This window comes from Niastella vici (genome assembly GCF_002077945.1).
Classification (GTDB): domain Bacteria; phylum Bacteroidota; class Bacteroidia; order Chitinophagales; family Chitinophagaceae; genus Niastella; species Niastella vici.
In genome coordinates, this window is record NZ_LVYD01000001.1 from 415,139 (window position 1) to 438,926 (window position 23,788).

A 23,788-nucleotide genomic window follows, 5' to 3' on the forward strand; every position below is an offset into this window, starting at 1 on the left:
TTTGTCAAACTACTTCAAATTATCATACACAAGCTGTAACACCTCGCGGCATATATCTATTCGTTCGGGTGATACGCCTTCCAATGCTTCGTTCAGTGTTTCGTTGGCCAGCTCCATGGTTTGATCCTGTAACTTTTGTGCCTGTTTTGTTAAATAGATCATGTTCATGCGACGGTCAGATTCTGATGGAACACGTTTTACCAGTTGCAGTTTCTCCAGGTTATCGACCAGGCGGGTAATGCTGGGCTTGTCGCGGTAAGAAGCATTACACAATTCCTGCTGACTGATGCCATCCTGTTTCCATAAATGATATAACACGCTCCATTGCTCAATAGTTAAATTCAGATTCGCTGCATTGAACTTTTTCTGCAAACGGCGGGCAATGGCCGTTGATGCCTTGCCAGTGATAAAACTGTATAATTCGCCTCTCTTGAATTGGTTGTTTGACATATAGTTGCTTATACAACTATCCAAATCTAGTCTTTTCCGGGCTTTTCTACAAGTTTTAGGGATAAATTTTTGTGAACGGTGGAATGGTAAGGAATGCTGTGGAGTTTTTGGGTGAGTGGAGCAAAAATAAAGAGCATGGGGCAACCCGAAATTTGTAATAATCAGTCAACTAGCTGGAAATGAATACTTTATAAAACTTGAGCCGCTTATTCCAATTGAATTAAAAACCCTTTCAATTCAATTGTCTAGTCTGCTAATTGAATTGGACGGCTGTGTAATTGAATTGAAGGGCTTGCTAATTGAATTAAACGCTCTGCTAATTCAATTGAAGAGCTTGCTGATTGAAATGAACGGCCTGCTAATTTAATTGAACGGCTTTGTAATTAAATTGAACGCCCTTCCAATTAAAAAATTTGTTCAATTTTTTTAACCGGAAATTCTGCTGTTGATTAAAATTAATTGGTCATGTAATCACTTCCTTCTTTCACCATCACATATCTCCATCGTACAAACGATATGCTTTTCCTCCCTGGTGCTGTTGTTCGCCCCCAAACCCCGTATGCTGCTTAATACCTATATTGTAGCTAATTTTAAGCATCATGCAAACTGCTTTTATTCAATACCGGAGTTCCCAGGTGCATTATTGCTGGTTTGGCGCCGGACCCAGAATAATTTTGTGTTTGCATGGCTATGGCGAATCGGAAACCACTTTTCATTTTTTGGAAAACTACGTTCCGCCCGACTATACGGTTATTGCCTTAGACCTTCCTTATCATGGCAAAACACAATGGCACGAAGGACTTACATTTTCTATTGCCGATCTGCTTGCCATAACACAATTGCTGCTTGAAAAACATGGCCAGGAAGCAAGCAAGATCACCCTGCTTGGCTTTAGTATGGGCGGCAGAGTGGCCTTACAATTATTGCAATCAATGCCCAATAAAATTGAGAAAACAGTATTGCTGGCGCCCGATGGATTAAAAGTAAATATCTGGTACTGGCTGGCTACCCAAACTTATCTCGGCAACCGCCTCTTTGGTTTTACCATGAAACACCCGGCCTGGTTCTTCTGGCTGTTACAAACGGGCAACCGGTTAAAGCTCATCAATCAAAGTGTATTAAAATTCACCCGCTATTATATTCATGATACCACTGTGCGCAGGTTGTTATATGAACGCTGGACCTGTATGCGCACCATAAAACCTGATCTTGCATTTATAAAAACACTAATTCGTGCAAACCAATTGCCTGTTCACTTATTATATGGAAAGTACGACCGCATAATCCGGCACGAACGGGGAGAAAAATTTCGCACCGGTATTGAATCTTTCTGTACGTTGCATATTATTCAGACGGGCCACCAGGTGTTGCAGGAAAAGTATGTGAATCACATAATGCAGGCAATACAATCATAAAATATATTTCCAAATCCAATTGAATGATGCCACTTTTCTTTTTCCTGTTCTTTATGTTCATGGTGGTTTATGCAATGCTGATAGCTTACTATCATAAAGCATGGAACCGGTTGCCTGAATTTGCGTTACCCGAAAAACAGGCATCGGTGTTTATCTCGGTCATCATTTCGGCCCGTAATGAGGAAAAGAATATCAATGCCCTGCTGCAGTCGTTACAGGATCAGCAATACCCGAAAGAATTATACGAAGTAATTATCATAAACGATCATTCAACCGATAATACCTGGTCATTGCTACAGGCATACAATGGCGAACTGATGCAGCTTAAAACATTGCAGCTATCTGATCATGTGGAAGAGCGAAATGCCATCGCTTCCTATAAAAAAAAGGCCATTGAAACCGGTATCAATGCAGCGGCAGGTGAACTGATTGTGACCACCGATGCCGATTGCCGGTTTGATGCGGGCTGGCTGCAAACAATTGCTTCATTCTATGAAACCAACGAAGCCAAATTCATTGCCGCGCCGGTAACGTATTATAATAGATCGTCACTGTTATCTATTTTTCAAACACTTGATTTTTTAACCCTGCAGGGCATTACAGCCGCATCGGTATACAAACGTTTTCACTCCATGTGCAATGGCGCTAACCTGGCCTACGAACGATCGGCATTCTATGAAGTAGACGGCTTTAATAATATTGATCATATTGCATCGGGCGATGATATGCTCTTAATGCATAAGATCTTCAAATTATATCCTGAAAAAGTGTTTTACCTAAAAAACCGCCATGCCATTGTAACTACTGAACCGGCCGCCAGCTGGAAGCAATTCTTTCACCAACGCATTCGCTGGGCCAGCAAGGCCGACCACTACGATGACAAGCGCATTTTTTGGGTATTATTACTTGTATACCTGTTGAATGTTTGTTTTCTGGCAGGAGCCATTGCGTCGTTCTGGAACCATACCTGGATGATGCTGGTGCTGCTTTTATTACTGGCCAAAGTACTGATCGAATTTCCGTTCGTAAATTCGGTAGCCATCTTTTTTGGCCAGCAAAGGTTAATGAAGTACTTTCCTTTTTTACAACCCCTGCATATTGGTTATACCATCATTGCAGGCTGGTTGGGTAAGTTCGGAAAATACGAGTGGAAAGGGCGCACGATTAAGAAATAATACATTGTTAAATAAATAAGCATTATTACAATAGGAGTACGTTTCAAGTTACAGAGCCCGCCCCGCTTTTACGGGGTTGCAAAGCCTGCCCCGATAAAGTCTGGGTTTCAAGGCCCCTGTAACCTGCAACATGTAACCTGTAACAATTATGACTACAGCCACCACAAGAACAACCTGGCGGCGACTTAAAAAGAACAAAGGCGCACTGATTGGTATTACTATTATCGTTCTGGCCATTATGATAGCTGTATTTGCTTATCTGCTGGCTCCGGATGGCTCGCCCAATGCGAACAGGATGATAGTGGAAATTGGCGGTCAGCAACCCGGCTATTCCCGGCTGTTCCTGCAATTACCCAGGGAAAAAAAGATAAAGCCTACCCCATTTTTTGAGCGATTGTTTTATGGTGCAGAAGACAAATACCAATATATTCCCATTCAAAGCTATCAGGCAACAAAGGATAGCCTGATCATTCAGAAATACATTGATGAAGGCATTTATGAAAGAGTGGCCCTGCCACTTTCACAAACCCGCTGGCAGGAAGGATCAGCTTCCGGTGCGTTTAAGGTCACAACAAAAAAATTCAGGCTGGGCTCCGATAAATATGGCCGCGATATTTTAAGCCGGTTACTGGTAGGCGTACGCGTAAGCCTGGGAGTTGGCCTGGTAACCGTACTTATTTCATTGAGCATTGGCGTAATGCTGGGCGCACTGGCGGGTTATTTCAGGGGCAGAACCGATGATGCCATTATGTGGTTCATCAATGTGATCTGGAGCATCCCTACCCTGTTGCTTGTTTTTGCCATTACCCTGGTGTTGGGCAAAGGCTTCTGGCAGGTTTTTGTAGCCATTGGATTAACCATGTGGGTAAGCGTGGCGCGCATCATTCGCGGACAGGTATTAAGCGTACGCGAGCTGGAATATGTAGAAGCAGCCAAAGCATTGGGCTTTTCACATACCCGCATCATTTTACGCCATGTGCTGCCTAATGTAATGGGACCGGTTATGGTAGTGGCGGCTTCCAATTTTGCATCTGCCATTGTTATTGAAGCCGGTTTGAGCTTTTTGGGTGTTGGGGTACAGCCCCCACAGCCAAGCTGGGGGTTAATGATCAAAGAAAATTACAACTTCATTATTACACATAATCCTATGCTGGCATTGGCGCCCGGCTTTGCCATTATGCTGCTGGTGCTGGCCTTTAATATGCTGGGCAATGGCTTACGCGATGCGTTACAGGTAAAAGAATAGCCTGACCGAATGTTGCTCACAGTTATAAACTACCTGCAGGCAGGTACTGCCATAAATAGGAAACCCCGGCTTGTACCGGGGTAAATATATTAACAGGTTACAAATTTATTTAGCCGAATAGCGGTAGCTGCCTTTCCACTGGTTGGTATTGCAGGTTTTGGATGTTACAACCACTTCAACAACACAGGTAACACCTGCAGGCGTACTGGTAATTTGAAAACTGTTTGAGGTTGTTGCATTGGCGCGGGTTTCAGTAAAATAAGCCGTTGAATTGCCATCCTGTTTAGCTGTTACTGTTATGGAAGCGCCTGATGGAGGCATGGTTTCAATATTCACAATTAAAGGAAAGGTAGTGCCGGGTGCAGGAGGATCAACAGTACCATTGGCAGGAATAGTTGTTACTTTTATTTCCTGTTCGCCACATCTGTCATTGCCGCCGTCTTTTTTCTTTTTACAACTTTCGGTTACTGTAAGCGCCAGCAAAAAGGCCAAACCAACCAGGATAATTTTTTTCATAAGAGGTAAAGATATAGTTTAAAAAAATACATTTAAAAACGCTACAGACAACCGGTTGTGTATAAATGTAAGGCTGAAATAATAGTTACTGTGTAAAAACCTGAACATTACGGGTGAAACTTTCCTCCAGTGAAATAAACGTTTCGGTGCGCTCAATTCCTTTTATCTTCTGTAATTCATCGTGTAATACAAACCGTAATTGATTAATATCTTTACAAACTATTTCAGCAAACATGCTGTAATTACCTGTTGTATAATTCAAACGTACAATTTCGGGGATGCGCTGCAGTTCTTTGGCTACTGAATCGTACAGGGAGCTTTTCTCAAGATATATGCCAATAAACGCAATTACGTCATATCCGAGCTGTTTTAGGTCCACATTTAATTTTGTACCTTTGACAATACCTGCTTCCTGTAGCTTTTTTATACGTACATGTATAGTACCTCCGGAAACGAATAACTTCTTACCCAGGTCTGCATAAGAAATTTCTGCATTATCCATCATCTCATGGATTATCTGCAGGTCCAGTTTATCTAAATTCAATTTAGTCGCCATTTTTGCAATCGTTTTTTTACAAATTTCAAGCAAGTATGCAAATATTTATATATTGTCGAAACTTTCAAAATTTTTGTTGAATAATTTACAACAATACTGGCAATTTCTTTAATATTGCTATGAAATAGCTCTTTAAACAGCGATAAATACTGTGGGGTGATGGAACTTTGGCAGACATGCCCTCTCGTCTCGAGGGTGGGGAATACTGGTTAATTTCAGGAAGGACAAATTACGCTTTCGGGCGTGGCTAACAACCCCGTGGAGGTTCGAATCCTCCTCCTACAGCAGCTTTTTTACACGTTTTTATCTTGTGGAGTGATGGAACTTTGGCAGACATGCCCTCTTGTCTCGGGGGTGGGGAGTTCGGGATAAACGTGGTGTAATGCCGGTTTAAGCAATTAGGCCGACTGGGGTTGACCACCACAGATTTGCACCATGGCTAACTGCCCCGTGGAGGTTCGAATCCTCCCTCTACAGCTTAATAAACCCCCGGTATTGTATACCGGGGGTTTTTAGTTTATATACCTCCATACGCTCATTCTGCAACCAATCTTTTTTCCCTACATTTTCTCGCCTATTTTTGCCGATCCATGGGTCAAAAAAAATTACAACGCTTCGCAGAAGTAAGCACCTTCTCAAATGTGCTGCAATACCCGGAAAACATGCCGGGAAACTGGAATACCTTTTTTCATAACAACAATCCCATTACGCTTGAACTGGCTTGTGGCAAGGGTGAATATGCGGTGGGTTTGGGCCGGTTATATGCCCAACGGAACTTTTTGGGTGTTGACCTGAAAGGGAACCGCATTTGGGTAGGCGCCAAAAAAGCCCTGCAGGAAAACTTAACCAATGTTGGCTTTCTGCGCACCCAGATCGATCGTATTGCCACATATTTTGGGCCGGGCGAAGTATCGGAGATCTGGTTAACCTTCCCCGATCCGCAATTAAGGACCTCCAAGGCCCGCAAAAGATTGACCCATCCCAAATTCCTGCGCCTGTACCAACAAATTCTGCGGCCGGGTGGTTATATTCACCTGAAAACCGATTCGCCCAGTTTGTACCGGTTCACCAAATGGGTCATTGACCTGTACGATCTGCCGGTTATAGAAGATATAGAAGATGTATATGCCGGGGAATCAGTTAGCGAGGTTTTACAAATAAAAACGCATTACGAGGGTCTCGACATAGCCCAAAGCAACAAAGTGCATTATTTGCAGTTCATGCTGCCGGCCACTCCTTTACCCGATAAAGAAAGCGCTTTAAAAATTTTATTGCTTGAAGAAGAAGCTGACCGAAGGAGTTGATTTTTATTACAACGAACAGGGGTTTATGGTGCTTACGGCGCAATATCACCTCGAAAGAGGGTATTGTTGCGGGAACGGCTGCCGGCATTGCCCCTTTGACTATGTAAATGTTCCTGAGCCGCGAAAAAGCCAGTTGATCAATCAACATAAACAAGATGGCAACACGCAAACAAAATAACTCAGCCAGGGAAAAACTGGCCACCGTTACTCCTTCGGGTAAAAAAGACCATTCTTTTTTTGAACTGGTATTTGAAGTGGCCCGGCAAATTCCCAAAGGACGCGTCACTTCTTATGGTGCCATTGCTTCCTGCCTCGGTACAAAATTATCGGCCCGTATGGTGGGCTGGGCCATGCATGCCGCCGGTTCGGCCAAACCAAAAGTTCCGGCCCATCGCGTGGTGAACCGCAATGGCATGTTAAGCGGAAAACATCATTTTAACCCGCCCTCCAAAATGGAAGCCCTGCTTAAGAAAGAAGGCATAAAAGTCAGGAACGATACAATAGTCGATTTCAGGAAGCTGTTCTGGGACCCTGCGACTGAGCTATGAGATAGTCACCTGATACTATTAACCAGCTAACCGTTGTGGGTTACCGGTATCGGGGCAAACCGGATTAATTCCTGAGTTATTCAGTTCTTACCTTTTTGAACTAAATAACTTATGAACTTAATTACAACTCAACCATCGCCTTAATAACGCCTGTCTCCGGCTTCAGCCAGCTGGCAAACTCATTCTTTACCTTATCAAATGATACGCGATGAGTAATATAAGTAGCCGGGTTTACCAGTCCTTTTTTCATGCTTTGCATCACCAGGTCAAAATCTTCTTTGGTGGCATTGCGGCTGCTCATTAAAGTGGCTTCACGCTTATGGAACTCAGGATGTGAAAAGCTAATTTCATTCTTTTGCAAACCAACCAGCACATACCGCGCGCCATGCGCCATATACTGAAATGCATTGTTGATCGCTTTTAAGCTACCGGTAGCATCGATCACTACGGTTGGCATATCATTGTTGGTGATCTCCTGCAAACGCTTCATCACCTCTTCACTCGCTGCATTGATGGTATGCGCCACCTGCAGCTTCTCACGGCAAAACGATAACCGTTGCTCGTTTATATCCATCGCAATAACATGACCACCGGCTATGCGGGCAAATTCCATTATGCCCAATCCGATAGGGCCGGCGCCAATCACCAGTACATATTCACCCGGTTGTACGCCTGCCCGGCGTACGCCATGTGCACCAATCGCCAGCGGTTCTACCAATGCCAGCTCATCAAAGCTTAAGCCATCGCCATGTAATAAAGAATAGGATGGAACCACCAGATATTCGCGCATACCACCATCAACATGCACACCGCATACATTGATGCTGGTACAACAATTGGGTTTGCCATTGCGGCAGGCAATACATTTTCCGCAATTGAAATAGGGAATAATGGTAACAGCTTCCCCCGGCTCAAAACCCGGCGCATCGCCCGATACATATTCAGCAGCCAGTTCGTGACCCAGAATGCGTGGATAATTAAAAAATGGCTGTGTGCCTTCATACGCATGCAGATCGGTTCCGCAAATGCCTATCCGTTTTATTTTAAGCAGGGAATGTTTTGGCGTGGCTACCGGTTGTTGGGCATCCTGGTATTCGAGCTGCCCCGGTGTAATACAAACTAGTTGCTTCATAATTGAAATGTTTTTGATCGTGCGTGGGCAACACACCCAGGTCATGGCCCCGGCGCACAAGCCGGCAATTTTGATCCCCTACTTCTTTGTATACTTTCCTCCTTCTAACCGAACCACTTCCTCTTTGCTCAAATTCAGGAACAAAATAATATTCGCTTTGCGCGGTGCAAATGTCAGTAATGCCAGTATATGAAAAACGGCGAGGGCAAAAAAAGCATAATTGCCCGATAATACAAAAGCAACACCGGCAACAATGCCCGGCCCTTCAATCATTGCCCACCACAAAATACAGGCAGTGCGGTACATCTCCATCCTTTTCTCTCCTGCTTCCATATGGTTACGCGCTGCTAAGATCCTTTTCTTAAAAAATTTAAAGCCTGCGAACAGGGCCAGGACAGAAAGCAGTATACAAACAACCTGCAATATCCTTTGTGTTGAGTCGTCAACTACAGCAGCAAACCCGGTATTCACCAACGTCATTGCAACTATAGCAAACGCAGTCATACCCGATAGCAAGGCAATATGCACGATCCTTAATGAAGTAAAAGCGTTGGGTTGTTGCATGGTGAATGGTCAATGGTGAATACGGTTGCGCCTTCCGCACTTTATTGATCACGCCGCACCTCAAAAATTAATAGTACGGACTGATCAATAAATACACCAGCACGCCGGTTACTGAAACATATAACCAAATGGGCCAGGTAATGCGGGCCAGTTTAATATGTTTGGGCCATTCGCCAATTAACGCCCTGTAAGCTGTATAAAGTACAAAGGGAAGAATAATACCGGCTAACGGAATATGTGTGGAAAGAATAATAAAATAAAAAATTCTTTTGGGGCCGGCCAGTGCTTTTTCGGCATCGCTCACAATTCCATCATGGTTTATATCGCCAAATTTGGTTTCACCGGCCAGCAGATGATGGCAAATGTATGATACCAGGAATATAACCGATAATACCAGGGCGGTTATCATAATGCGCTTGTGCAACTGGTATTTACCTTGTTTTACAACCATTAACCCCGCCAGCAGCAACAGGCTTACCACTGAGTTGATGATCGCATTCAACTTCGCAAAGAAATGCACATCAAAACCCAGGTCAACTTCGAGCTTCACACGGGTTAACACCGACACGGCAACAAATACTATAACAGAAAATACAAGAATAAGCCAGGTGGCCTTTTTATCGTTTTTCGCCAGTACAGGAGGTAGCATAGATTATATTTTGGGTTCATTTGCTGGTTTGCGGGTGATCCACACGAATAGCACAACAGCCACAATAACGGCAATATAAATTGGCCACAGGCCTTTCAGTTGTGCCAATACCGGTGAAGGTTCGTCTTTATCTTTTTCCAGCATCAACAAGGTGATATCTTCTGCCAGTTTTGATAATTCAAGCGTATCGAGGCCATTGTAATAACCGCGCACTACACCCTTTCTATCGAGCACCACAAACTTTTGCGTATGTATGAACAGGGAATCAACTCCTTCCCCATCCTGTAAACCCAGTTTTGCTTCGTTCAGGGCAAAATCATAGATCGTCTTTTTGGGCCCTGTCAGCATCCACCATACATCGGGGTTTACGCCAAAATGATCGGCATATTTTTTTAACTGCGCTACAGAATCTCTTTCGGGATCTACACTGAACGATAAAAACTGCACAAAGGAAGTATCAACCCGCCTGGTAACATCTTTCATTTTCAATGCATCCTGCAGGCCCTTCATGTTTTTGGTAAGAAAAGGACAAATAGAGGGGCAATGGGTGAAGAAAAAATCGGCCACTACAATTTTCCCACGCAGTTCGTGCAGCGATACTGTTTGACCCAATTGGTTCTGTAGTTTGAAATCGCCTGTCTGGTGCCAGATGGTATCGCTCACCCGCTTCCCGTTCTTTATTGATTCAACAACGTCGTCGGGGTAATAATGCGCGGGCATATGAATAGCGTCGCGGCTAACTCCTTTAACTATAAAGTAGCTGACAACCGGTAAAAAAATGGCGATACACAGGGCTAATAATGCTTTCTGACTCACGATTTTTTCTTTTGCTGCGCAAAGTTACCGCACGATGTAATGCCGCGCGGTTTTTTGTTAGAATATTACACATTTATGTATTTCCTATCCATTGAACCGGACATCTTCGCTTATAACCATTTGGTCATTAGCCGGTTCTATCCCAAAAAAGGAACCATCCCGGCGGGCCGGGATGGTTCCTTTTTATATCACATTAGCAGTAAAGTCAATTAATCTAATTTACCGGGCTCCTGAGTTTCATGGTGTTCAGCCGGTTTTGGCGCCTGCTCAGCACTATGATCTTTGTAATGACGATCGTAGGTATTACGCAGGTTCTTGTAAGAATTTCCATCCCACAAAAAGGCGGTAATGAACCAGATGAACAATAAAGCCGGAATTGAAATGGTGAGTATCAGGTTCCTGATCTCATGACGCAGGTGCATGAACTCGGCAATAATGAAGAAGGCTTTAGCCAGGGTAAGAACAATAAATACACCATTCAGTAAATGTTTTACCAAATGAGGGTTCGAAAACTCAATTTCATAATAACTGATAGCCAGGGCCAGTTCAAACAAAGTGATGTATAAGAGTATCCGGAAAGTTCTCCAGATCGCTTTTCTGTCGAAAGTATGTTGCTCGTCGTGAGCGTGATAATGTTCTGCTACATGTGCATTTTCCATATTCTCAATATTGTATATAAATCAATTAATGCCTTTTGTATCGCTGCTGCAGGTTGAATAACTCAACTAGAACAGGTAAAAACAAGTGAACACGAATACCCAAACCAGGTCAACGAAGTGCCAGTACAAACCAGCCTTTTCGATCATCAGGTAATGGCCTCTTCTGTCGAATACACCTTTATAGGTCATGATGAACATGATAATGTTTATCACCACACCACTCAATACGTGAAATCCATGGAAACCTGTAATGGTGAAGAAGAAGTTGGTAAAGTTGGTTGAAGCCTGCGTTCCATCGATGTTCGGGAACGGATTGTGACCCCACCAGGCACCCTCTGCATGTAAATGATACCACTCCCATGCCTGGCAGCTCAGGAATGCGATACCACCGAGGATGGTCCAGCCTAACCATTTCAACACTTCTTTTCTGTTCATTTCATGACCAGCGCCAACGGCCAATACCATGGTTACCGAACTCATGATCAGGATAAAGGTCATCAAACTCACGAACGCAAGCGGAATATGCATTTCGCCGACGATAGGGAATGACCTGAATACGTGATTGGGGTCGGGCCATGAGTTAGTTGAAAAACGGATGGTTCCATACGAAATCAAGAATGCGCCAAAGGTAAAAGCATCACTCATCAAAAAATACCACATCATCAGCTTTCCATACTCCACTTTAAATGGGCTTTTTCCACCTGACCACATGCTTTGATTAGCCGTTGCTACTTGTGCCATGTTACTATTTTAATATTAGTAGTTCTGCAATTATGATTTAAACAAAAAGAACACGAATAAATAAACCCATAAAAGGTCTACAAAATGCCAGTAAGTGCTCATTACTTCTACCGGCACCGGGTTATAATTCCTGATGCGTGCGCTGAAAGCTTTGATGAACATTATTATTAAAGCAATAACGCCACCCAGCACGTGCACCGCATGCAATCCGAAAATAACGTATAAGAACTGGCCTGAGCCGGTTGCTCCCTTCAATTTGGTTCCGCTTTCCCACAGCTGCGAAAATGCAATGAGCTGCATGGCAATGAAACCTACGCCCAGTATCATGGTCACCGTTAATAACCGGCGGTACTGTTGCATACCCCGCTCTTTAAATGCCTTCAGCGACCATTGCATGGTAAAGCTGCTGATCAGTATTACAGCGGTTGAATAATAAAAGAGCTGTGGCATTTTAATGGTAGGGAAATTACCCATGCTGCCTTTTACGATATAGGCGCTGGTTAACCCTGCAAACATCATAATGATGCTGCCTATGCCTACCCACAAGGTGAACTTGTGAGGATGTATTTTTTTTCTTTGCGTACTCACTGCTTCTGTCATCACGGTTTTATAGTTTTTTGTGATTGTCCTTATCCAATCTTATCTACCAGCAAAGCCAGTAACACTATCGGTAAATAGATATAACTGGTGAACATTACCCGGCGGGCAGCCTTCTTCTCCATTTCGCGATACAACCTGATACTTTGCCAAAGCATGAACAGGTTTGCCGCCAATACGATCCAGAAACTCGTCATACCACTCATGCCAACCAGGTACGGCAGTACGCCAACCGGTATCAATACCAGGGAATAAATAATCGACTGCACGGCCGAATATTTCGTTGGCCCTTCAACCGATGGCATCAGTTTGAACCCGGCATTGGAATAGTCCTTATGCGCAATCCAGGCAATAGCCCAGAAGTGCGGAAACTGCCAAAAGAACTGAATGGCAAAGAGCACCCAACCGCCTGCGGTTAATTTATCCTCGCCTGCAGCCCAGCCAATTAAACAGGGCAACGCTCCCGGCACTGCTCCTAACAGCACAGATATGGAGCTCACTTTCTTTAATGGCGTGTACATGTAGGCATATACGAACCAGCTGAACAATGCCAACCCGGCCGATAACCAGTTAAAGAAATAACCGAGTATAAAACAGCCAGCCGCAACGGCAATGATAGCAAATGCCCAGGCTTCTGCCGGTTGCATTCTTCCTGCGGCCACCGGCCGTTTGGAAGTACGCATCATCATGGCATCTGTATCTTTTTCAACGATCTGGTTTACTGCATTGGCGCTTCCTGTAACCAGTAATCCACCAATAAACAGCAGTGTAATATACTGCCAGTCCCAATGCCCCTTTACGATCTGGGGCGCCAGCAGGTAACTGATAACAGCAGAAAACACAACCATGAAGCTGAGGCTGAATTTAATCAGCATCATATAGTCTTTTACCTTACCGGCAATATTTAAAGAACTCTGTTGCTTCACGGTTACTTGCTGCATCTATTGTTAATAATTTAAATAATCAACCTCTTAAATAGCACTCTATTATTAGTGCTTGCTTTCATTCGCGGCAATAGGCTCAGTTTGCGGAATGAAATCACGTCCGTCCTTGCTGTAATCATAAGCCCAGCGGTGAACTTCAGGGATCTCGCCTTCCCAGTTACCATGGCCCGGGTGAATGGGTGCAGTCCACTCAAGAGTGGTTGAACCCCACGGGTTTTGTGTAGTCACTTTTCTTCCTTTAAAAATAGAGTAGAAGAAGTTGAACACAAACAGTAATTGTATAGAGAAAACGATCATTGCTACAGTTGAGATGAACCTGTTCAGATCACCAAATTGATTGAATGAAGCCCAGTTGCTGTAATCGAGGTAACGGCGGGGCATACCGGCCAAACCTTCGTAGTGCATCGGCCAGAAGATCAGGTACGCACCAATAAGGGTAACCCAGAAGTGGATATAGGCCAATGTACTGTTCATATAACGGCCATACATTTTGGGGAACCAGTGGTAAATACCGGCGAACATACCGAAGAATGCCGACACACCCATTACTATATGGAAGTGCGCGATCACAAAATAGGTATCGTGCAGGTGAATATCCAGTGTTGAGTTACCAAGGAAGATACCAGTTAAACCACCAGAGATGAACAGGCTCACAAAACCTAATGCGAACAACATACCGGGGGTGAACTTGATATTTGCTTTCCAGATGGTAGTTAACCAGTTGAATACTTTGATGGCTGAAGGCACAGCGATCAGCAGGGTCAGCAACACGAATACAGATCCGAGGAACGGATTCAATCCGGTTACGAACATGTGGTGTGCCCAAACCAGGAAGGCGAGGATGGTGATTGCGAACAGCGATCCCACCATGGCCATATAACCAAAGATCGGTTTGCGTGAGTTAACTGATAAGATCTCAGATGCCATACCCATTGCAGGCAACAGGATAATGTACACCTCAGGGTGACCCAGGAACCAGAACAAGTGCTGGTACAGGATCGCACTACCACCTTCATTGGGTAATGCCTGGTTGGTAGCGGCAATATAAATATCCGACAGGTAGAAGCTGGTGCCGGCGTGACGATCGAACAGCAACAGAATGAAACCTGATAATAATACAGGGAATGATAAGATACCTAATACCGCGGTAAAGAACAGCGCCCAGATGGTCAACGGTAAGCGGGTCATGCTCATACCTTTGGTACGCAGGTTCAATACGGTAGACACATAGTTCAAACCACCCAGCAATGAAGATACTACGAACATAGCCATAGCGGTGATCCACAGGTCCATACCGGTTTTGGAACCGGGTGAAGCATCACCCAGGGCGCTCAATGGCGGATAGGCTGTCCACCCGCCGCTGAACGGACCGGTTTGAATGAACAGGGAAGACATCATAACGATGCTACCACCGAAGAAGAACCAGTACGACAACATGTTCATCATGGGCGAAGCCATATCGCGGGCGCCCACTTGCAGGGGAATAAGGAAGTTGGCGAAGGTACCGCTCAAACCACCGGTTAACACGAAGAATACCAGAATGGTACCGTGCATGGTTACCAGGGCATAATAGTTCTCAGGGGTAATTTTACCGCCTTTTGCCCAATTACCCAGAATATCTTCCAGCCAGGGGAAGGTTTGGTCGGGGTAACCTAATTGCAAACGGAACAACACCGACATCAAACCACCAATAATGGCCCATATCATACCAGTGATCAGGAATTGCTTGGCAATGATCTTGTGATCCTGGCTGAATACGTATTTAGAAATAAACGACTGATGATGGTGATGCACGCCATGCTCATCGTGATGCACTTCATGCGTTGTTAAAACTTCTGCGTGACCGTGGCTCATTGTATCTTTTTTTGAAAGTCGTAATTAATTCAGTTTCTCGGGTACCGGTTATTTGTTTGATGCCAAAGTAGAATTAGGTACTAAGGCGCCAGCTGAAGCCTTCTTTGCTGTATCTGCAGGTGCTGCCGGTTGTTCGGCAGGTGCAGGGGCAGCAGCGGTGGCTGGTTTGTAACCGGGTTGTTGTTTTGCCCGCCATAAAATAAACTCATCGCGGGTTACTACTTTAATAAGCCCTTTCATTGAATAGTGGCCGTTTCCGCACATTTGGTCGCAGGCAATCTCGTATTCAAAATTGGGGTTATTGGTAATTTTTTTCATTTCATCGGTAGTGTACTTGGGCGTAAACCACATAGTAGTTGGCGTACCAGGCACAGCATCCATTTTCATGCGGAAATGAGGCAGACCTACGTCATGGATCACATCGCGTGAATTGATGATCAGTTTTACCGGCTGATCTTTGATCAAATACATGGCAGATGTTTCAATGATATCATCGTACCCAGTAGGGTCAGCTTTAATATTTTGCACACCGTTGGGTGTATGCATGGTGCTGTCTTTCCACAACATACCCAGGATGTTGCCATCGGCTTCATCGATCATGCGGAAATATTTCTTTCCGAACACGTTATCCTTACCTGGGTAACGATAGATCCAACCAAACTGACGGCCGGTGATCTCTACCTTCATGGCATTGTCTGGCGCCTCACCGGTGATCTTGAACCAGTAGTACAAACCGAAACCTACCAATATACACAAGGTAATAGCGGGAACGGTTGTCCAAATCATCTCCAGTTTGTTGTTATGGGGATAATAGAAAGCTTTTCTTTTTTCGCTGTACTGATACTTGTAGGCAAACCAGAACAGTAAGATCTGGGTAAGTAAAAACACGATGCCTGTGATCAGCAAAGTGATCTTCAACATGGTGTCAATGTTCTCACCATGTTCAGATGCTGACGGATAGGGCATCAGCGTCTTTGGGTACAGTGCTTTATTGCACAAATACACGCCTATAAGCCCCAGCACCAGGAATACTACCATCAAGAATCCGTTGATCCTGTTATTTTGTTCGAAAGACTTTTTTTCTCCCTTTAAAACAGAAACATACTCACTCGCCTTGGCTATCTGAAACGTTATCAGAAACCCAAGCGCCAGGATGGCTAACAAAAATAATCCGGTAGTTGTCATGATCGTTCAATATATTTTATACTATCGAAACTAAGTTCGTTGATTTATTAAGTATCACACCTTCGCGGTTCGGCTTAGGTATGATGGATAATACTTTCTTTGATGAACGGATGGTTCTTGGCAATCAAAGGTGCTTTTGTTAAAGCCTTTGCTGTCGAGAACATGATCAAACCCACAAAGCCGGCTGCCACACCAAAATCGAACAGGTTCAGGGTAACATGATCAGGGAACAGGCTCGCGAATACCATTTGATAAAAATCTAACCAGTGGCCAAAAATTATCACTATCGCCATAAATGTAACGGTAGTATAGTTCCTTTTTGAACCCCGTCTCATTAATATCAGGATCGGTGCAATGAAGTTGATGCAGAACATAAACCAGTACAGGCCTGTATATGCACCACTGTGGCTCTTGCTGGTAATACGCGAGTTGAAGTAAATTGTTTCTTCGGGCATGTTCGCATACCAGATAAGCATGTACTGTGCAAACCACAGGTACGTCCAGAAGATAGAGAAGGCAAACATGAACTTACCGAGGTCATGAATATGCTCTTCGTTGGTATATTCGAGATAACCCTGATTTTTCAAATAAACCACGAATATGGTTATCAGGGCCATACCGGCTACGAATGTACTTGCGAAAGTATACCAGCTATACATGGTACTGAACCAATGTGCATCGATGCTCATTAACCAGAACCAGGGCGTCACTGACATTACTGTTAATGCAAACCATACAATGAAGATGGCAGCCCAAACGGTATTTTTAAAGATGTATTTGCGGCCAGCTTCTGCATCGGGTAATGGATTGTTATCCAGCTCACGCGATAACTGGCGCATTTTATTTCCCAATACCATCCACAAACCAATAGTAAGAATGGTCCAGGTTGAATAGAATCCTTTGTTCAAAAAGGCAGATTTACCTTCCAGGATCTTGTCGCCTTTTTCAGGATTAAGCCAATGATAAACATGCGGATCAAGATAGATGCAGGCAAATAACACGATCAGAGCTATAATTCCTAAAGGAATAACGGCTACCGAAATGGCTTCTGTAACCCGACGGAAAACTATTTGCCAGCCGCCAAAGGCCAGGGTAGTGGCGCAAATGAAAAACATAGCGGCGTTGGTCACCAGCAAAAAGTAGGTACTGTTTTGCAACAGGCTGGCCCAAAATCTCATACCGTGATGTTCACCGGTTCCATATAATATAAAACCGACGATAACAGATAAAATGCCGACTCCCATCAATGCCATTGACCAGGTTCTGTACCGTGCGGGGATGTCGAAAAACTCTTTAATAGCCATTATCAGTAATTTATATGTTCTGTGTTCGTGTCCAGTTATTTTTTAGCGGTTGAATCTACACTTTTCTTGGCGCTGTGAGCCGAGTCATGTGCTGCAGCAGGCGCCTTTGCAGCTGCTGCTGAATCAGTAGCAGGTGCTGCTGCTGCGGCTTGTTTGCCACTACCCTGTTTTGATTTCACATAGTGAATGATCATCCAGCGTTGTGTGCTGCTCAGTTGAGAAGCATAGCTTCCCATTAAATTTCTTCCATAGGTAACAGAATAGAACATCTGTCCCTCAGGCATGTTAACATATTTTGCATTACCTGCCAGGTTTGCGGGCGCTGCGCTGAATGGTCCATTACCCCCATTGTATAAGGGGCCATTTCCATCGAGGGCTGCGCCATGGCAAATACCACAGTTTACCAGGTATAAGCGTTCTGCTTCTTTCATTTGTACAGCATTCAGGGCAGGTAACGGATTTGTTACATGCACTGATTGTGCGTAATTGGCGGTGTCGCCAGCTTTATCTTTTGCCAGAGGAAAAGGCAGTAATTCGCCTCTTTTAATAGTGCCGGCTACCGGCATGCGGTTATAATGAATACCCTGCTTTGCGAGCGTATCAATGGGCGCATAAGTTTCATATGCCCGGCTGTAAGCCATGTCAGGCATATACACATGGCCCGGTGTTCTACGTACGTCACTGCAACTCCAAACTATCACAGCCATCACTAAAACAGAAATAATTGATAATTTTTTCATCTTAAATTATTCAGATATTATGCAGAAACAGTTTCGCTTTGACCTTCAAACAATTTTTGTTCTCTATCGTATCTACCTAACCACCAACCGGTTTCGGCCATTTGTGTATTTACTTCTTTGGCGCCAATACTGGTCAGGAACGAACTTACTTCGCTTTCGTTTGTTTTTGGTGTACACTCAATAACCATAACAAACAGGTCGTCGGTTGAACGCAGGTGAAAGTGGTGCTTTTTTACAAAAGGCGCCAACTGACACAGATACATGAAAGTGATCACCATACCTACGCAAGAACACAATACAGTGAACTCAAAGGTAATGGGGATCCAGGCTGGCAATGCAAAGTGCGGTTTACCACCCACGTTAAACGGCCAGTCAACAGTAAATACCCATGTCATGAATGACAACATGGAAGTGGTACCAAAAAGAGCGTATAAAAATCCTGCTGTATGGATGCTGGTATCCCGTAAACCCATGGCCTGGTCTAAGCCGTGAATGGGGAAAGGGGTATACACATCGTGCAGCTTGTAACCTGATTTGCGTACTTTTTTAACGGCATCAAATAACGGCCCCTCTTCATCAAAACAACCGACAACAAATTTTTTAACAGCCATATAAAGATTTTGATATTTCTTATTTCGTGTTTTCTGTTTCTATTATGCCTCTCCTACCTATTAATGATGATCGCTGTGGATCTCATGATACAAATGATCGGCGCTTTCCTTTTCAACATTGGCATGGCCTTTCTTGTAGTTCTCACCTGAACGCTTCAGAATGTGCTTGATTTCAGCCACCGCAATTACGGGGAAGAATTTCGAGAACAGGAAGTAGCAGGTAAAGAACAAACCGAACGTACCCATATAGAACCCGATCTCCCAAATAGATGGTGCATAATAAGTACTCCAGCTACTGGGCAGGTAATCGCGGTAGATAGAGGTAACAATGATCACAAAGCGCTCGAACCACATACCGATGTTTACGATCACCGACATAAAGAATGTCACCACCAGGTTACGGCGCAATTTGCGGAACCAGAAGATCTGCGGAGAGATCACATTACAACCCATCATCAGCCAGTAGGCCCAGCCATAGGGGCTGAAAATGTTCAACCGGTTCTGAGCGAATGCCCAACCTTCGTTGGGGTTTTGGCCATACCATGATATGAACAACTCGGTTAAGTAGGCAACACCTACGATTGAACCGGTCAATACAATTACTTTGTTCATCACCTCAATGTGCTCGATGGTGATATATTCTTCCAGGCTCAGCACTTTACGGCTTACCAACAGCAGGGTTTGCACCATCGCAAAACCTGAGAAGATGGCACCCGCAACGAAGTAAGGCGGGAAGATGGTAGTGTGCCAACCAGGAACAACTGAAGTGGCGAAGTCGAACGATACCACCGTGTGCACTGATAATACCAGCGGGGTACTCATACCGGCCAGTACCAGCGATAAGCTTTCGTGGCGTTGCCAGTGTTTGGTAGAACCGGTCCAGCCGAAGGACAGCAGACCGTACATATATTTACGCCATTTCAATTTGGCGCGGTCACGTACGGTAGCGAGGTCAGGAATAAGACCAGAGTACCAGAACAACAATGATACAGTGAAGTATGTAGAGATCGCGAATACGTCCCACAACAGCGGCGAGTTAAAATTCACCCATAACGGACCGCGGGTATTTGCATAAGGCAGTACGAAGAAGGCCATCCACACACGACCCATGTGCCAGATCGGGAACTGACCGGCGCACATTACCGCGAAGATGGTCATCGCTTCCGCAGCGCGGTTCACACCCGTTCTCCATCCCTGGCGGAACAGCAACAGGATCGCAGAGATCAAAGTACCGGCGTGACCGATACCCACCCACCACACGAAGTTGGTGATGTCCCAGCCCCAACCGATGGTTTTGTTCAGGTTCCACTGACCTACACCATAGGTCACCTCGCGATAGATTGAAAATACACCAAAGCCTAACAATCCAAGGGAGATTAAGAAACCGACCCACCAGAGGCGACTAGGGTTTGCTTCAATAGGACGCACAATATCTTCCGTAACCTGGTGATAATTCTTGTCGTTGTCTACCAGCGGAGGTCTTACTTGCGATTCGTATCTTAATAATGCCATGTTATATGCTTTTAGCTATTTCTTCCCGATCTACCGGGAAAATGTTAGCCGAAAAATGTTTATATCAACCTAATTACTTATCCTTTATGCTCAGCAGCAGGTTCGGCAGCAGCTGCAATGTGTTCTCCACCACCCAGCACGCCTTCATTGCTGATCTCGTGCGTGTTTCTCACTTTGGCGAGGTAGTTCACATTTGGCATGGTGTGAATTTCTTCCAGCGCATAGTAAAGGCGGTTATCGTTCTCTTCCCGCGTTTTTGCAATGGCGCTTTCTGTATTGTTCACGTTACCAAATACAATGGCGTCGGCTGAACAGGCCTGTTGACAGGCAGTTTGGAAGTCTCTGTCCTCGAGCGGACGGTTTTGCTTTTTGGCTTCCAGTTTACCAGCCTGTGCTCTTTGTACGCAGAATGAACATTTTTCCATTACACCACGGCTACGTACTGTAACATCGGGGTTCAGCACCATACGGGTAAGGTCATCGTTCATCATCAGTACAACATCGTCGAGTGCACCTTCATCAACCAGCGGTTGCTGGTTGTTGGGGAAGCTGTCGGCGCCGGTGTAATCGGCCCAGTTGAAACGACGTACTTTATAAGGACAGTTGTTAGCGCAATAACGGGTTCCAATACAACGGTTATAAGCCATCATGTTAATGCCTTCGCTGCTGTGGTGCGTGGCGGCCACCGGACAAACGTTTTCGCAAGGCGCGTTGTCGCAATGCTGGCACAGCATGGGCTGGAACACAGTTTGAATGCTTTCCGCATCATCGGGGTTACCGCTGAAGTAACGGTCGATACGCAACCAGTGCATATCATGGTAACGCATTACTTCGTGTTTACCTACGATTGGAACGTTGTTCTCAATATGACAGGCTACCACACAGGCACCACAACCAAAACAGCTGTTGAGGTCGATGCTCATGCCCCATTTAATACCCGGACGCTCGTACACAGGGTAATGGGTGCCGTCTTTTTCGAATTTCTCAATGCCACCGAAGTTCTTCAGTTCTGCAGCTCTTTCGTTGCGAATGATCTCCGGCTCTTTTTTATATTCGTCGAGCGTGATTTCACGAACCACACCTTCACGGCCTTCGTAGCTGTTGTGTGTTTGGCCCTGGGCGATCTTGTAAACCTTATCGGTTGCCGCCATTTCAGCAGGGGCGCTCCACTCAATGGTAGAACCATTGAAGCTCAGCAAAGGATAGGCGTTCTTACCTAAGCTTCCGCCTTCAGCAGCCTGTACAGCGCGGCCAACCTTTAAGTCGCGGCCATAACCTACTGCGATAGCGATGGTGTTGTCCTGTGTACCAGGAATAACTATAATAGGCAGTTCAAGTTCTTTACCATGAACTTTTACTATAACAACAGGCTTTGCGGTAGTAACCTCGTATTTGTCGGCAGATCTTCTGTCGCCGAGGTCAATGCCGAATTTCTTGGCCTGTACGGGTGAAATAACAGCGTAGTTATCCCAGCTTACGCGGGTGATAGGATCGGGCAATTCGAGCAACCAGGGGTTGTTTGCCTGTTTACCATTACCAACACCCACTTTCTGATAAACCACTACTTCAAACTCACCGCCTTTCTTCATGGCATTGGCGGCAGCAACTGCCTGTGAAACAGCGCCTGCGTTGAACGTAGCGCCGGTTTCAGCAGCAGGTGTTTCAATTACACCATCCTGTAATGCTTTATCGAAATTTGCCTGGCTGCCTAATTTGGTGATCCAGTAATTTTTGAGGTATACATCCCACGCAGTGGTGTTACCAGCCCAGCTCAATAATGTTTGTTCGAAAGGTCTTGTATTGAACAGCGGGTTAATAGTGGGCTGAATTAAGCTCACATAACCGGCTTTGGGTTCTGCATCGCCCCAGCTTTCGAGGAAGTGGGGAGCTGGTAAAATATATTTACACAATTGGGTTGTTTCGTCATTTCTGTCGTTGAAAGAAACAGAAACCTTAACGGCTTTCAACCCTTTTTTGAAACGTTCTGCATCGAAAAATTCATAAGCAGGATTGGCGCCATAGATCAGCAATGCACCAACGCGGCCGGCTTCCATATCCTGTACCAGGGCAACCATTTCGCTGTCAATACCCTGGTGCATCAGGATGGGGGCACCCCAGCTGATGGTAGAACCGTAAGCACCGATGGCATCGTTGATAGCATTTACCAGGATCTGAACCTGTACATTGTTGCTACCGCTTACTACCAGGGCTTTGCCTTTGTTGGCAATCAGGTCCTTCGCGGCTGCTTCAATACCTGTTTTTAATTTACCCGATACGCCCGCAGCACCCTGGCCATTCACAGCGCTTAATAAAGCAGCTGCTACGATCCCGGCTTCTGAAGGACGGTGGGTGAAACGTTCGTCGGCAGAAGCACCGGTAGTGCTCATCATGCTTTCGAACTGATAGTGCTTGCTCATATCGAGCTTCTTCTTATTCACCTTACGGGTTTTGCTGTAACCATGTTGAAATTCAACAGGGCTCAACCAGGTACATAAGAAGTCGGCACCAAGGCTCACTATTGTTTGAGCGTTCTCGAAATTATATGAAGGAATAGCGCGTTTTCCGAAGGTAGCTTCATTGGCCAGCAGCATACCGCTGTACGATATGGCATCGAACTGAACGTGTTTGCTGTTGGGGTTTTTCGCTAAAAATTCTGCGATAACCTGTTTGGTAGAAGGCGAAGTGATGGTTGAGGTCAATATTACTAACTGACCGCCGCCGATACCGGCCAATGCACCTTTAATTTCGCGGTCAATTGCCTCGTAGCTGGCTGCTGAGTTATTAAGATAGGGGGTCTTTAAACGGGCCGTATCATATAAATCGAGCACCGACGCCTGCATACGGGCAGAAGAACCGCCCTTGCTGAAAGTAGACAGGGTATTACCCTCTAACTTAATTGGACGTCCATCGCGCACTTTGGCTACAACTGGTATTGCCTCACCGCCACTAACATAAGTAGTAGCATAGTAATCCGCAATACCCGGCACCATATCCTGAGGCTTGTTCACATAAGGGATCGCCTTTCTGACTTTGGTTTCGCAACTGGCCGCGGCTATTGCAGCCGCTGTACTAAAACCGAGATATTTCAAAAAGTCTCTACGGGAGGCAGGACTGGTATCCAATCCTTTTTTAGCTACACTTTCAAACGGTAATTCTTCCTTGAATTCGTTTGAAATCGACTTTTCATAGGCCTCACTGTTATTGAGCTCTCCGAAACTCTGCCAGTACTTTTTTTTAGCCATTTATCTTATAGTTTGAGAATTTGTGAAT

The 23,788-nt window shown here is 45.0% G+C and carries 24 protein-coding genes; 6 read left to right on the top strand and 18 right to left on the bottom strand.

The window, feature by feature from the left end; all coding sequences use genetic code 11:
- Nucleotides 1-9: 9 nt before the first annotated feature.
- A complete protein-coding gene (locus A3860_RS01915; RefSeq protein WP_081144835.1) occupies nt 10-450 on the bottom strand; it encodes a MarR family winged helix-turn-helix transcriptional regulator in 441 nt (146 codons plus the stop codon).
- Nucleotides 451-1,049: 599 nt separating this feature from the next.
- On the opposite strand from A3860_RS01915, the gene A3860_RS01920 reads away from it, so the two are divergent.
- The 3 genes from A3860_RS01920 (at nt 1,050) to A3860_RS01930 (ending at nt 4,286) form a co-directional block, all read left to right on the top strand.
- Nucleotides 1,050-1,865, top strand: coding sequence for an alpha/beta fold hydrolase (locus A3860_RS01920; protein WP_081144836.1), 816 nt, complete (start codon nt 1,050-1,052; stop codon nt 1,863-1,865).
- A gap of 23 nt (nt 1,866-1,888) precedes the next feature.
- Complete coding sequence (locus A3860_RS01925; protein WP_081144837.1) at nt 1,889-3,040, top strand: glycosyltransferase; 1,152 nt, start codon at nt 1,889-1,891, stop codon at nt 3,038-3,040.
- A gap of 148 nt (nt 3,041-3,188) precedes the next feature.
- Nucleotides 3,189-4,286 (top strand): ABC transporter permease, encoded by a 1,098-nt coding sequence (locus tag A3860_RS01930; protein WP_081144838.1) that lies wholly within the window; start codon nt 3,189-3,191, stop codon nt 4,284-4,286.
- 105 nt (nt 4,287-4,391) lie between these two features.
- On the opposite strand, the gene A3860_RS01935 is transcribed toward A3860_RS01930, so the two are convergent.
- Together A3860_RS01935 and A3860_RS01940 are read right to left on the bottom strand one after the other, a co-directional pair.
- Nucleotides 4,392-4,802, bottom strand: a complete 411-nt coding sequence (locus A3860_RS01935) for a hypothetical protein (protein WP_081144839.1) — start codon at nt 4,800-4,802, stop codon at nt 4,392-4,394.
- Between the two features lie 85 nt (nt 4,803-4,887).
- Nucleotides 4,888-5,358, bottom strand: coding sequence for an Lrp/AsnC ligand binding domain-containing protein (locus A3860_RS01940; RefSeq protein ID WP_081144840.1), 471 nt, complete (start codon nt 5,356-5,358; stop codon nt 4,888-4,890).
- A 590-nt stretch (nt 5,359-5,948) separates the two neighbouring features.
- Here A3860_RS01940 and trmB point away from each other — a divergent pair.
- From trmB to A3860_RS01955, 3 genes are read left to right on the top strand one after another with little or no spacing between them, the layout of a single operon-like run.
- Complete coding sequence (gene trmB, locus A3860_RS01945) at nt 5,949-6,662, top strand: tRNA (guanosine(46)-N7)-methyltransferase TrmB (RefSeq protein WP_081144841.1); 714 nt, start codon at nt 5,949-5,951, stop codon at nt 6,660-6,662.
- Nucleotides 6,634-6,840, top strand: a complete 207-nt coding sequence (locus A3860_RS01950; RefSeq protein WP_081144842.1) for a DUF5522 domain-containing protein — start codon at nt 6,634-6,636, stop codon at nt 6,838-6,840. Before trmB ends, A3860_RS01950 begins: the two co-directional genes overlap by 29 nt.
- Nucleotides 6,818-7,210 carry an MGMT family protein gene (locus A3860_RS01955; protein ID WP_081144843.1) on the top strand — a complete coding sequence of 131 codons (393 nt, stop codon included), beginning with the start codon at nt 6,818-6,820 and terminating at the stop codon, nt 7,208-7,210. Before A3860_RS01950 ends, A3860_RS01955 begins: the two co-directional genes overlap by 23 nt.
- Nucleotides 7,211-7,331: 121 nt before the next feature.
- Here A3860_RS01955 and A3860_RS01960 read toward each other — a convergent pair whose 3' ends face one another.
- The 15 genes from A3860_RS01960 to A3860_RS02030 form a co-directional block, all read right to left on the bottom strand.
- The gene (locus A3860_RS01960) at nt 7,332-8,342 is read right to left on the bottom strand and encodes a zinc-binding alcohol dehydrogenase family protein (RefSeq protein WP_081144844.1); all 1,011 of its coding nucleotides are present in this window, start codon (nt 8,340-8,342) and stop codon (nt 7,332-7,334) included.
- A 78-nt stretch (nt 8,343-8,420) separates the two neighbouring features.
- Nucleotides 8,421-8,906: a hypothetical protein gene (locus A3860_RS01965; RefSeq protein WP_081144845.1), complete on the bottom strand. Its 486-nt coding sequence runs from the start codon at nt 8,904-8,906 to the stop codon at nt 8,421-8,423.
- Between the two features lie 67 nt (nt 8,907-8,973).
- Complete coding sequence (locus A3860_RS01970; protein ID WP_081144846.1) at nt 8,974-9,555, bottom strand: DUF420 domain-containing protein; 582 nt, start codon at nt 9,553-9,555, stop codon at nt 8,974-8,976.
- Between the two features lie 3 nt (nt 9,556-9,558).
- Entirely contained in the window at nt 9,559-10,371 is an 813-nt protein-coding gene (locus tag A3860_RS01975; RefSeq protein WP_081144847.1) for an SCO family protein, read from the bottom strand.
- A 209-nt stretch (nt 10,372-10,580) separates the two neighbouring features.
- A complete protein-coding gene (locus tag A3860_RS01980; protein ID WP_081144848.1) occupies nt 10,581-11,030 on the bottom strand; it encodes a cytochrome C oxidase subunit IV family protein in 450 nt (149 codons plus the stop codon).
- Between the two features lie 66 nt (nt 11,031-11,096).
- The gene (locus A3860_RS01985; protein ID WP_081144849.1) at nt 11,097-11,771 is read right to left on the bottom strand and encodes a cytochrome c oxidase subunit 3; all 675 of its coding nucleotides are present in this window, start codon (nt 11,769-11,771) and stop codon (nt 11,097-11,099) included.
- 30 nt (nt 11,772-11,801) lie between these two features.
- The gene (locus tag A3860_RS01990) at nt 11,802-12,371 is read right to left on the bottom strand and encodes a cytochrome c oxidase subunit 3 (protein ID WP_081144850.1); all 570 of its coding nucleotides are present in this window, start codon (nt 12,369-12,371) and stop codon (nt 11,802-11,804) included.
- 29 nt (nt 12,372-12,400) lie between these two features.
- Entirely contained in the window at nt 12,401-13,309 is a 909-nt protein-coding gene (gene cyoE, locus A3860_RS01995; protein WP_081144851.1) for a heme o synthase, read from the bottom strand.
- A gap of 48 nt (nt 13,310-13,357) precedes the next feature.
- The gene (locus tag A3860_RS02000; protein ID WP_081144852.1) at nt 13,358-15,166 is read right to left on the bottom strand and encodes a cytochrome c oxidase subunit I; all 1,809 of its coding nucleotides are present in this window, start codon (nt 15,164-15,166) and stop codon (nt 13,358-13,360) included.
- A gap of 48 nt (nt 15,167-15,214) precedes the next feature.
- Nucleotides 15,215-16,351 carry a cytochrome c oxidase subunit II gene (locus A3860_RS02005; protein WP_081144853.1) on the bottom strand — a complete coding sequence of 379 codons (1,137 nt, stop codon included), beginning with the start codon at nt 16,349-16,351 and terminating at the stop codon, nt 15,215-15,217.
- 74 nt (nt 16,352-16,425) lie between these two features.
- Nucleotides 16,426-17,655 carry a quinol:cytochrome C oxidoreductase gene (locus tag A3860_RS02010; RefSeq protein WP_081144854.1) on the bottom strand — a complete coding sequence of 410 codons (1,230 nt, stop codon included), beginning with the start codon at nt 17,653-17,655 and terminating at the stop codon, nt 16,426-16,428.
- Nucleotides 17,656-17,690: 35 nt separating this feature from the next.
- Nucleotides 17,691-18,395: a c-type cytochrome gene (locus A3860_RS02015; protein WP_081144855.1), complete on the bottom strand. Its 705-nt coding sequence runs from the start codon at nt 18,393-18,395 to the stop codon at nt 17,691-17,693.
- Between the two features lie 17 nt (nt 18,396-18,412).
- On the bottom strand, nt 18,413-19,006 hold the full coding sequence (locus A3860_RS02020) for a DUF3341 domain-containing protein (protein ID WP_081144856.1): 594 nt from the start codon (nt 19,004-19,006) through the stop codon (nt 18,413-18,415).
- A gap of 60 nt (nt 19,007-19,066) precedes the next feature.
- Nucleotides 19,067-20,518, bottom strand: coding sequence for an NrfD/PsrC family molybdoenzyme membrane anchor subunit (gene nrfD, locus A3860_RS02025; protein ID WP_081144857.1), 1,452 nt, complete (start codon nt 20,516-20,518; stop codon nt 19,067-19,069).
- 77 nt (nt 20,519-20,595) lie between these two features.
- On the bottom strand, nt 20,596-23,760 hold the full coding sequence (locus A3860_RS02030) for a TAT-variant-translocated molybdopterin oxidoreductase (RefSeq protein ID WP_081144858.1): 3,165 nt from the start codon (nt 23,758-23,760) through the stop codon (nt 20,596-20,598).
- Nucleotides 23,761-23,788: the final 28 nt, after the last annotated feature.